This window comes from Pseudoflavonifractor capillosus, from assembly GCF_016899775.1.
GTDB lineage: Bacteria > Bacillota > Clostridia > Oscillospirales > Oscillospiraceae > Lawsonibacter.
Map to the genome: position 1 here is coordinate 1 of NZ_JACJJE010000083.1, position 9870 is coordinate 9870.

General features: G+C 63.1%; 10 protein-coding genes. 4 read left to right on the forward strand and 6 right to left on the reverse strand.

Annotation, left to right across the window (positions count from 1 at the left end):
• On the forward strand, positions 1 to 718 hold a 718-nt coding region (locus tag H6B31_RS15520; RefSeq protein WP_204899333.1), incomplete at its 5' end, for a hypothetical protein.
• Between the two features lie 224 nt (positions 719 to 942).
• Here H6B31_RS15520 and H6B31_RS15525 read toward each other — a convergent pair.
• From H6B31_RS15525 to H6B31_RS15550, 6 genes are all read right to left on the reverse strand, one after another.
• Positions 943 to 2928 (reverse strand): hypothetical protein, encoded by a 1986-nt coding sequence (locus H6B31_RS15525; protein ID WP_204899334.1) that lies wholly within the window; start codon positions 2926 to 2928, stop codon positions 943 to 945.
• On the reverse strand, positions 2882 to 3784 hold the full coding sequence (locus tag H6B31_RS15530) for an ATP-binding cassette domain-containing protein (protein WP_204899335.1): 903 nt from the start codon (positions 3782 to 3784) through the stop codon (positions 2882 to 2884). The genes H6B31_RS15525 and H6B31_RS15530 overlap by 47 nt, the downstream gene beginning before the upstream one ends.
• Positions 3781 to 4152 carry a GntR family transcriptional regulator gene (locus H6B31_RS15535; RefSeq protein WP_087290067.1) on the reverse strand — a complete coding sequence of 124 codons (372 nt, stop codon included), beginning with the start codon at positions 4150 to 4152 and terminating at the stop codon, positions 3781 to 3783. The genes H6B31_RS15530 and H6B31_RS15535 overlap by 4 nt, the downstream gene beginning before the upstream one ends.
• Before the next feature lie 997 nt (positions 4153 to 5149).
• On the reverse strand, positions 5150 to 6355 hold the full coding sequence (locus H6B31_RS15540) for a hypothetical protein (protein ID WP_204899336.1): 1206 nt from the start codon (positions 6353 to 6355) through the stop codon (positions 5150 to 5152).
• A complete protein-coding gene (locus tag H6B31_RS15545) occupies positions 6348 to 6836 on the reverse strand; it encodes an RNA polymerase sigma factor (RefSeq protein ID WP_204899337.1) in 489 nt (162 codons plus the stop codon). The genes H6B31_RS15540 and H6B31_RS15545 overlap by 8 nt, the downstream gene beginning before the upstream one ends.
• Before the next feature lie 127 nt (positions 6837 to 6963).
• Positions 6964 to 7926: a LysR family transcriptional regulator gene (locus tag H6B31_RS15550; protein ID WP_204899338.1), complete on the reverse strand. Its 963-nt coding sequence runs from the start codon at positions 7924 to 7926 to the stop codon at positions 6964 to 6966.
• A gap of 76 nt (positions 7927 to 8002) precedes the next feature.
• On the opposite strand from H6B31_RS15550, the gene H6B31_RS15555 reads away from it, so the two are divergent.
• From H6B31_RS15555 to H6B31_RS15565, 3 genes are all read left to right on the forward strand, one after another.
• Entirely contained in the window at positions 8003 to 8230 is a 228-nt protein-coding gene (locus tag H6B31_RS15555; RefSeq protein WP_204899339.1) for a hypothetical protein, read from the forward strand.
• Entirely contained in the window at positions 8227 to 9168 is a 942-nt protein-coding gene (locus tag H6B31_RS15560) for a D-2-hydroxyacid dehydrogenase (protein WP_087290060.1), read from the forward strand. Before H6B31_RS15555 ends, H6B31_RS15560 begins: the two co-directional genes overlap by 4 nt.
• Before the next feature lie 199 nt (positions 9169 to 9367).
• On the forward strand, positions 9368 to 9870 hold a 503-nt coding region (locus H6B31_RS15565; protein ID WP_346014103.1), incomplete at its 3' end, for a YlmH/Sll1252 family protein.

Below are 9870 nucleotides of genomic sequence, written 5' to 3' on the forward strand. Positions count from 1 at the left end.
GGCCCTGCTGGGAGAGGGCGGGGCGGGACAGCCCCTGGTCCAGACCCTGGGGCAGGGGAGAGCGGGAGCGGTGCTTCTGGCCCTGTGCGCCGCCCTAGGGGGCACGGTGGGGACGGCGGCCCTCCCCTTTGCCGGGGACGGCCCCGCGCTGGTGGTCCGGTCCCTGGCCCACTTCGCCCTCACCGCCCTGGAGGTGCTGCTCCTGCTGCGGCTGTGCTTCCAGGTGAAGCGCCCGGACTATCTGGCGGGCTGGCTGGGCATCCTGGCTCTGCTGTATCTGCTGGTGTGGCTGGGGCGGTATGTGGGCTGGTACTGGGAGGTGGCCGATCTGCGCCGCCGCCTGGGCCTCTCCCCGGGGCCCAGCCCCTTGAAATGGCGGGAGACGCTGCCCTATCTGCCCCTGCTGGCCCTCATCTGTGTGGCGGCCCCCCTGCTGGCCCGGTGGGTGGACGGGACCTTTGTGGTGGATGTGCCCGTCTTTTCCGGCCTGCTGTTCCCCTTTGCAGTGCTGCCGGCGGCGGGGCTCTGCTCCGGCTTCTCCCTGGGGCGGAGGGAGGGCTTCTGCCCCCTGTACCCCCTGGCGGGGGGGCTCCTCTATGTCCCGGCGGCCCTGATCGCCTACAACCATACGGCCCTGTTCCACAGCCTGCTGTTCGCCCTCCCGGCCCTGGCGGGAAACGCCGCGGGCGGGACGTGGAGACGGATCAAGCGGAAATAAAATAAAAACCGGCCCCGGACCATTTTTGTGGTCCGGGGCCGGCTCAGCTTGTCGAAAAACCTCTGTTTAGACGAATCCGCCCGAGTATTGGCGGGGGAGCTCGAGGGGGCGGCAGCCCGCCTCGAGTGGGATCAAATGCCCTGAATGCCTTGCTTGGCAAGGCGTTCAGCGAGCGCAGCGAGGACTTTTCCGCCGTTGAACGGCGGGAAAGTAACGGCATTTTTTCAGGACACTGTCCGGGTGTCGGGGGCGTCGTAGAGAAGGTCCTCGGGGATGCTCCCGTCCGGATTGCGGTAGCCGTCATAGGTGGTCTCCGTATCCGACAGGTATTCCCCATAGGTGGGGGCGATGTGGGTCTCATCCAGGGCCCCCAGCTCCCGGAGCAGGGCCAGGGTGTGGGAGGCGTTGGGGGTGAGGGTGATATACCAGTCATAGCTCACCATCTCCGAGGCGGTCCGGTCCCCGGTTCCGGGGGTGGAGGCGGTCTGGGGTACCTCCACAGTGAAGTGCAGGTCGGTGGCGCAGGTGTTGTCCAGCCGCGCCTGGCTGTTGTCCAGCAGATAACGAATTCCAATGGTGCCCTCGGCGAAGTCCTGCTTCACTGCGTCATACAGCGCCTGGGTGGAGCCGTCAATGTATACCGTCTCATAGCTCTGGGTTCGGGTGTTCCACACCGAATCCAGATAGGCCTCCACCAGGCGGCCCTGCTCCACGGTTTCAAAATCGTACATCTCCGCCACAAGCTCCCGGTCGGACAAAAGTTGATTGGCCAAATTGGCAAAGGTGCCCTCGGTCCTCAGATCGTCCTCACGAAGGGGCAGATTGTCATAGACCCGCTCCATCACCCGGCCGTCGGCCAGGGTATAGGTCAGATGAACATATAGGTATCCGTCTGTGTTCTGGCCGTCGTACTGCTGGTCCTTCATCTGGACGGCCATCTGGTGGAACTGAATGACCCGCTGGATATTCTCCGGGGTGGTTAAGGTTATGCTGCTGTCGGCTCCGTCGTAGGGGGCGGAGGACAGGCCGTAGATCTCCACCGACTCCACCTGGTCCGCTGCGGGCACCCGGTCCTCATAGCCGTACCAGTCCAGGCTCACGCTCAGGCACAGGAACAGCATCACCGCGCCCAAGGCCACGCTCCCCTTCCAGGCCTTCAGGACCCGGAAGGATTTTTTCAACAGCATTTCTGCCGCAAAGCAGCCAACCATGCCCCAGAAGACCACCCAGAAGGTGAGGGCGGTGGTGCTGTCCTGCATGAGAAGAGAGGAGGTCCATACCCCGCCGGTGAGACCGGCACACAGGGCGAAGCCGTACCGGAACACCGGACGGACCACCTTCACGGCCACCACGTCTCCAGCGGACTCCACATGCCGCACCCGGTATACCAGCAGGGCGGCCGCGGCAAAGACCAGTCCGGCGGCGGCATAAATCGCCGTGGTGGAGGGTGCCGCCAAAACCGGACCTGCATCTACATAGTGGTCAATGTGGAGGGCATCGGACAGACTCAGCCAGGGGGTCAGCCAGGCGACCGCCTCCCACAGGGCGCTGGGGAAGCGCTGGAAGCCGAACAGAAACGCATAGCACACGTTTTCCGCCAGGCTGGTGAGAGTATACGCCAGAAAGTTCAGAATGCCGTAAAACAGGGGAAGGGCCACCAGATTGCCGGTAAACATGGCGCAGAACACGGCGAAAGAGTAGAAAAACAGGCACATCCCGCTTTGGCACAGCAGCCACTGAGTCAGGGGCCACAGCCCCAGACACCCCAGGGCGGCCTCCACCGCCACCGTCAGGGCGTACACCGCCAGGTGGGGCAGCAGCAGGAAGGACAGCCCGGCCAGGTAGTGGGAGACAAACAGAGTCTCTCTCCGAAGAGGAAGGGCGTGCATGGTACAGGCCGACCGGCTGGAGTACAGATAGGCAAACACAGCCATGGCGCAGATGACGCCCGCCACCGCCGCGGACATGGAGCCAAAGACCAGAAGGGAAGGCGGCGTTTCCTGGGCCATCATGAACAGATAGTCGGCCATGCTGGTGGCGCCGGGATTCCGGCCCTGAAGGGCGGTGGTCAGAAGAGGCATGGGAATCAGCAGCAGCCACTGTATCCCGTAGATAGCCCAGATGGGCCAGAACCGGAAAAACGCCTTCCGGTACAGGGTGCCGTTAAAGAACGATGTCCCGGACCGCATAGTCCTCACCTCCCAGCTCATAAATAAAGATCTCCTCCAACGACAGGGGCAGGGCCTCCAGAAACAGGGGGTCCAGGGCGGACACCCGGCTCTTGATCTCCTCCGGGCTGCCCCGGACGATGAGGGTGTGCACCCGGCCCACCTGGGTCACATGGAGCACGTTCAGCTCCTCCGGCAGCCTGGGCAGCTCCCCGTCCCGGAAGGCCACCTGCAATTTCAGGATGTTGTCCTGGAGATCGGTGAGAGAACGCTCAAGCAGGACCTTGCCGTGGGAGAGAATGCCCACGTGGTCGCACACGTCCTCCAGCTCCCGCAGGTTGTGGGAGGACACCAGCACGGTGGTCCCCCGCTGGGCCACGTCCCCCATGAGCAGGGACCACACCTGCCGCCGCATCACCGGGTCCAGGCCGTCCACCGGCTCATCCAGCACCATGATGTCCGGCATGCAGCACAAAGATAACCAGAAGGCGGACTGCTTCTGCATGCCCTTGGACAGCCTCCGGATGGGCTGCGCCTCGTCCACGGCGGGGAAGGCGTCCCGCAGGGCCTGGTACCGCTTGTCGTCAAACTGGGGGTACAGCCCCCGGTAAAACCGCATCATGTCCCGGGTGGAGGCGGACAGAAAGTAGTAGAGGTCGTCGGGAATCCAGGCCATGCGGCCCTTCACCGCCGGATTTTCGTACACCGGCTGGCCGTCCACCAGAATGGAGCCCGAGTCGGGCCGGTACACCCCCATGATATGCCGCAGGATGGTGGACTTGCCCGCTCCGTTGGGGCCCACCAGGCCGTAAATGGAGCCCCCCTCCACCGACATGGTCAGGCCGTCCAGGGCCCGGAACCCGTCGAAGGTTTTTACCACGTTGTTGACTTGGATCACGCCGTTTCTCCTCCTTCCAGCCGGTGCACCCGCTCCACCAGCGTCTCTCCTCCCACGCCCAGGAACAGCAGCTCCGCCGCCACCGCGTCAAAGCGGCCCAGCAGCTCCTCCTTCCGCCCCTGGTCCACCCCCGTGTGGGGGGCGGCGAAGGAGCCCTTCCCCGGCACGGAGTACAGGTAGCCCTCCGCCTCCAGGGACTCGTAGGCCCGCTGAATGGTGTTGGGGTTGATGGCCAGGCGGCTGGCCAGGGACCGCACCGAGGGCAGCTTCTCCCCCTCCTGAATGGCCCCGGTGACCATCAGGCGGCGCAGACCGTCCCGAACCTGCTCATAGATGGGCCGGGCGTCCCGGTAGTCCAGATTCAGCATGCGCTTCCTCCTTTCCGCTCATATCTGATATCTGTATGAACTGTATTAGTACACTGAGTATATGACGAGGGCGGAGGAAAATCAATTAAGAACCCCTTAAGATTTTATGAAGGCGGGGTATTTCAACGCTGTTTTCTCTGTAGGGGCGGCTATCAGCCGCCCGTAAGCCTTCCCCCGCAAAAGCCTTCCCCCTGGGGGGAAGGTGGCTGGCCGAAGGCCAGACGGATGAGGGGGCGATGAGGGAACAGCCTTTTTCCGGGCGTAGGGCGCGACGACCTTGGCGCGCCGTTTTGCAGGGAATTCCGCCGTCTGCGGACGGCGGGTTACTTTGCCCGCGGCGGCAAAGTAACCAAAACGCCGCCGGGGGACGCCGCAGAGGCGAACTTTGTTCGCCAATGACGGCTTTCCCCCGGGCCCCCTTTACGGGGTGCGCTCCTGTCTCGCATTAAAGCCCGTCCGGCGCGCAAAATTTGAGTAAGTATCTCAATTCCCGCCGGGCCACTGGGCCCTGGGTGTGCAAAGTTTGCTCTTGGTGCGGTTCCAGATCCGCGCCTGAGTTTGCCGAGCCAACGCTCCCGGCTCGTTTTCCGCCGTAGGGGCGGCCCCATGTGGCCGCCCGCGGGCCGCCGAGGTCGTCGGCCCCTGCGGCAAAACCGGAAGGTTCTCCCAAATTTCGTAGGGGCGGGTGCCCTCACCCGCCCGTCCCAAACACGCATTTCATTCCTGGGCGGGCCGGTCTGGGACCGGCCCCTACGGCGTTCACCGGACAGGTTTCCGTATTTTTGTAGGGGCGGGTCCCAGACCCGCCCGCTGTGGGTGCTGTCCTCCCGTAGGGGCGGCTATCAGCCGCCCGAAGCCTTCCCCCTTGGGGGAAGGTGGCACGGCGAAGCCGTGACGGATGAGGGGGCGATAGAGAAAACGTCGCGTTGATATGGGGGCCTCCTTCTCCCGCCCGCCCGCAAAAAAGCGGCCCCGTCTGGGGCCGCTTTCCGCGTCTTTACTGGGGCATGTCGATGCGCACGCCGCACACCATGATATAGTCCACCTGGCTGGGGTCAATGACCCGGGGGGCATTGCTGCTCTCGGCATACTGAAACTTTCTCTCCACATAGGGCGGTCCCTGGTAGACGTCGTTGCTGACTCCGTCCTGACAGCCGGAGCCTCCTCCGTTCTTCGAGGGCTCCACGATGGCGCCGTCCTTCATCACCAGCGCGGTCTCTAGGGCGTCCCAGCAGATGAAGTCATTCCAGTAGGCATCCGCCCCGGAGCCGTCGTCCACGGTGATAGTGAAGCCGTCCACCTCGATGACCTCCTCTGTGCCGCTGGAGTCCACAGCAGGGGAATCCTCCAGGCGGTTGTGGTGATCGTAGCAGGAGCCGCCCTCAATGCGCACCAGGGTATTCAGGGGGGAGATCTCCACTTTTGTGAGGGTGGCGGTGCCGTCCAGATAGGGGACCTCCACATGGGGCTCCAGGCGGATGGTCTGGTCGGGGTAATCCAGCATCACATCCTCAAACACCCACTTGTGGTCCCGGATGGCCTCGGTGAGCGTGCCTCCTTCATGGAATACAAGGTCCCCATTCTCCCCCGTGGTCACCCAGCTCTCCGTGATGGGCTCGATGGTGATGTCCACCTGCTTTCCCCGCAGGTCCCCCGAGACGGCGTTGATCATAATGCAGAAGGAAATGCGGTTGTCTCCGGCGTCCTCGTCCGGCAGGGCAGTCAGGCTGGTCATCATTGCCGCGGAGACATCCTCGGGCAGTTCCGCCTGAAAGCTGGAGCTGATCCATCCTCCTTCCGGCGGGGCCAGGGCCGTCCCCTCCGGGGCGGTCACGTCCACCCACAGGTAGACGTTGGAATCGTCCCCGATGCAGTCGGTGAGCTCCACGGTCCAGCCGTTGTAGGTCTCGCTGCGGTTTAACTGGTAGATGCCCTCCTCCAGGGTGCTCTGGTCCTCGGGGGTGCGGGCCTCGAAGTAGCCCAGCAGGCCGCCCCCCACGGCGGCGGCCAGGGCCCCGGTGGTGAGGGCGGCTGCCACGGCCACCCCGATGATGAGGCGGTGGCTGGTGTGTCGGATGGCGCGTTTGGTGGAATCTTTCATGTTGTCCTCCTGTTCCGCCGCCTGACGCAGGCGGGCTGTCAGCTGTTCCTTTTCTTCCTGGGTAAAGAAGACGGAGTCGAAGGAATGTCTCAAATCACCCATGGTACACCTCCAATTCCGTCCGCAGGCGTTTTCTGGCCCGGCTCAGCCGCTGTCGGGCGGCGGCGTAGGAGCAGCCGCACATCCGGGCGGCCTCCTCCAGGCTGTAGCCCTCGCAGTAAAACAGATACACTAAGATGCGCTCTTTGGCGGGCAGCTCCGCCACCGCCTGCCACACCTGATGCTCCTCCCCCGGCGCCGGGGCGGCCACCCGCTCCGCCTCCTCTAATGGGGCGGTGCGGCGGAAGCGGCTGCTTTTGAGAATGTCCTTGCAGGCGTTGATGGCGCACCGCAGGATAAAGGCCCGCTCGTGGTCCGGGGTGTCAAAGGTCCGTGTTTCCTCCAGCAGGGTGAGAAAAATATCCTGGCAGATGTCCTGGGCGTCCGAGCGGCCCAGGGAGTAGGCGGCGCACACCCGCAGGATGGGGTCGGCGTACTCCCGGACGAAGCGCTCCGCCTGGTCCGGCTGGCTCCATTCCGTCATGGCCTCATCCTCCTTTCACCGGGTATACGAGTCAGCGGCCCGGATCGTGACAGACTTTTTCGGGAAATAATAAAGACGGCCCCGCAGAGGGGCCGCCGCTGTGGATGCGGTGTGCGGAAGGAGGGGGTCATGCACCGGCTGGCTGCTCCTCGGCAGTCCCCAGGACATTTTGCGCCAGCTGGATGAAGCGCTCGCCGAAGTGGGACAGGTACCGGTCCCGGCGGTAGCCCACCACCAGCTTGCAGATGGTGGAGGGGTCGGTGAGGGGAAAGAAGTCCAGGGGGTCGGAGGCGGAGCGGGAGGAGGTCACGTGGATGGTCTTTAAAAACAGCTCCGGGCAGATGGTGATGCCGATGCCCGCCTCCGCCATGGCCAGGGTGGTAATGGTGTTCTCGGTCTCCAAAATCAGCTTGGGCTTGAAGAAGTGGCGGCTGAAATACTGGTCCACCGTGCTGCGGGTGCGGTTGCCCCGCTTGATGAGGATAAAGGGCATGTGCTGGAAGGAGTCGATGTCCGCCCCGGAGGAGAACTGCTCCCGGATCTCGCCGGCCCGCTCCCCGAAGATCTCGTCGGTGAAGGACTTGGGGACCACCATCATCAGCGTCTCCTCGGTGAGGGGGACCACCTCCACCCCCTCCATCATAATGGGCTGGAAGCAGACGATCAGGTCCACCCGGCCGTGGGCCAGCTCGTCCTCCAGGTGGGTGGAGTTGCCCTCAAACAGGGAGAACTCCACCATGGGGAACTCCGCCTGGAACTGGGGGAGGATCTCCGGCAGGAGGGCCAGGCCGCAGGTGTGGGAGATGCCCACCCGCAGGACACCCATGTAGTGGCGGTTGATGTCGCCCACCTTGGCCAGAAACTGGCTGTGCAGGTCCAGGATCTGGGTGGCCGTCTCCACCAGCAGGTCGCCGGCGTAGGTGAGGGACAGCTTGGGGGAGCGGGTGAACAGCTTCACGTCCAGCTCCTTCTCCATGTTGCTGATGTGGTTGCTCAGGGACTGCTGGGAGATGAACAGACGCTCCGCCGCCCGGGTGATGTTCAGCTCCTCGGCTACAAGCAGGAAATATTTCAGGTGCAGAAAATTCATAGATGCTCCTTCCGGCTTTTGAATGATATCCTTCATTTCCATTGGGATAAGCCCAGTATACCACAATGAAAAGGCTGTGGCAACCATCAGTAAAAATCTGCTGTTCGAATTGCCGATTTTATGCTTTAATAGTATTAAAACTAGGACGAATTGGAAAAAAGAGCGCGGTTCCGGTTTAAAATGTATGCTGTTTTTGACTGGGAAATCTTTGAAGCATGCAAAAGACGAATGGCATTGCGGGGACAGCCCCGTGGACCATACCAGAAATTGTGAAATGAAGAGAAAGGAAGATGGATCGCCATGAAGTGTTTGATCATCGACGCCGTCCACAGCAGCATCGCCGAGGAGTTCAGCAAGTATATGCAGGTGGATACCCACATGCTGCCCACCCAGGAGGAGCTGGCCAAGCTGATCCCCGATTATGACGTGCTCATCATGCGGGTCGACCCCGCCATCAACAAGGAGATTCTGGACGCCGCCAAGAACCTGAAGGTCATCGGCGTGTGTTCCGTGGGCCTGAACCACATCGATCTGGACACCGCCAAGGAGAAGGGCATCCAGGTCATCAACGCCCCCGGCCTCAACGGCAACGCCGTGGCCGAGCTGACCATCGCCAAGATGCTGGACATCGCCCGCCACACCATTCCCGCCTGCTACGACGTGAAGGTGAACAAGACCTGGGACAAGTATAAGTTCGTGGGCTCCGAGCTGCGGGGCAAGACCCTGGGCGTTCTGGGCTTCGGCCGCATCGGCCAGCGCGTGGGTGAGCTGGCCCGCGCCTTCAAGATGGACGTGGTGGCCTATGACCCCTACCTGCCCGCCCATGTGTTTGAGGAGCAGCACGCCAAGAGCCTGTCCATCGACGAGGTGCTGAAGGTGTCCGACTATGTGACCATCCACATGCCCCTCACCGACGAGACCAGAAACCTGTTCAACGCCAAGTCCATCGCCGAGATGAAGGACGGCGCGGTGGTGCTGAACATGGCCCGCGGCGGCATCGTCAACGAGAAGGATATGTACGAGGCTCTGAAGTCCGGCAAGCTGGGCGGCTACGGCTCCGACGTCATGGAGAACGAGCTGGCTGCCGGCGGCCTGACCGAGGGCGCGGGCTTCGACTCCCCCCTGTTTGAGTGCGACAACTTCATCGTCACTCCCCACCTGGGCGCCCAGACCGTGGACGCCTCCCGGGACATCGGCGCCCACATCATCGCCAAGGTGAAAGAGGCCCTGGACCTGAAGTAAGCGTTTCCCCCCTTTTCTGGAAATCGAGCAGCAAAGGATTTTTATATGAGCGGCAGCAGACCCGGCATTCGCAAGAGTGCCGGGCCTGCTGTTTCTTGGAAGGGCCGGATTCCCAAGTGCAGTCCCTCGATTCTCCTTGTTCCAACCGGCGTTTCCTGGTATACTAAAGAAAACGCGCTGCACGAGAGGAGGCGGGAGAGTGAACAAGACAGAGCTGCTGGACCGCTGCGCCCGCAGCGGGGAGGAGCGGACCCTGCTGGCCCGGGTGCTGGACAAGCTGGAGCTGGCCCAGAACCGGGGCGTCCCCGCCCACACCCCCTTCCTGACCCCGGGGGAGCAGGCCTCGGCCGCCGATCTGCTAGCCGCCTGGGGGAATCCCCGGTACACCGCCTTCGGGGGCTATGAGGGATCGGAGCGGAACATCCTCTATTTCCCCCCCGACTGGCAGGAGCCGAAGGACGCCCTCTCCGACCCGGAGGGCCCCCTGGCCGCCCTGGAGGGGACATTTCCAAACGGGGCCTCCCTCACCCACCGGGACATTCTGGGGTCCCTCATGGGCCTGGGCATCACCCGGGAGAAGCTGGGGGACATTTTGATTTTAGAGGGGAAGTGCCAGGTGGTCGCCCTGCGGGAGGCCCTGCCCATCCTCCTGAGCCAATGGGAGTCCGCCGGCCGGTGGAAGGCTGTCTCTTATACACATCT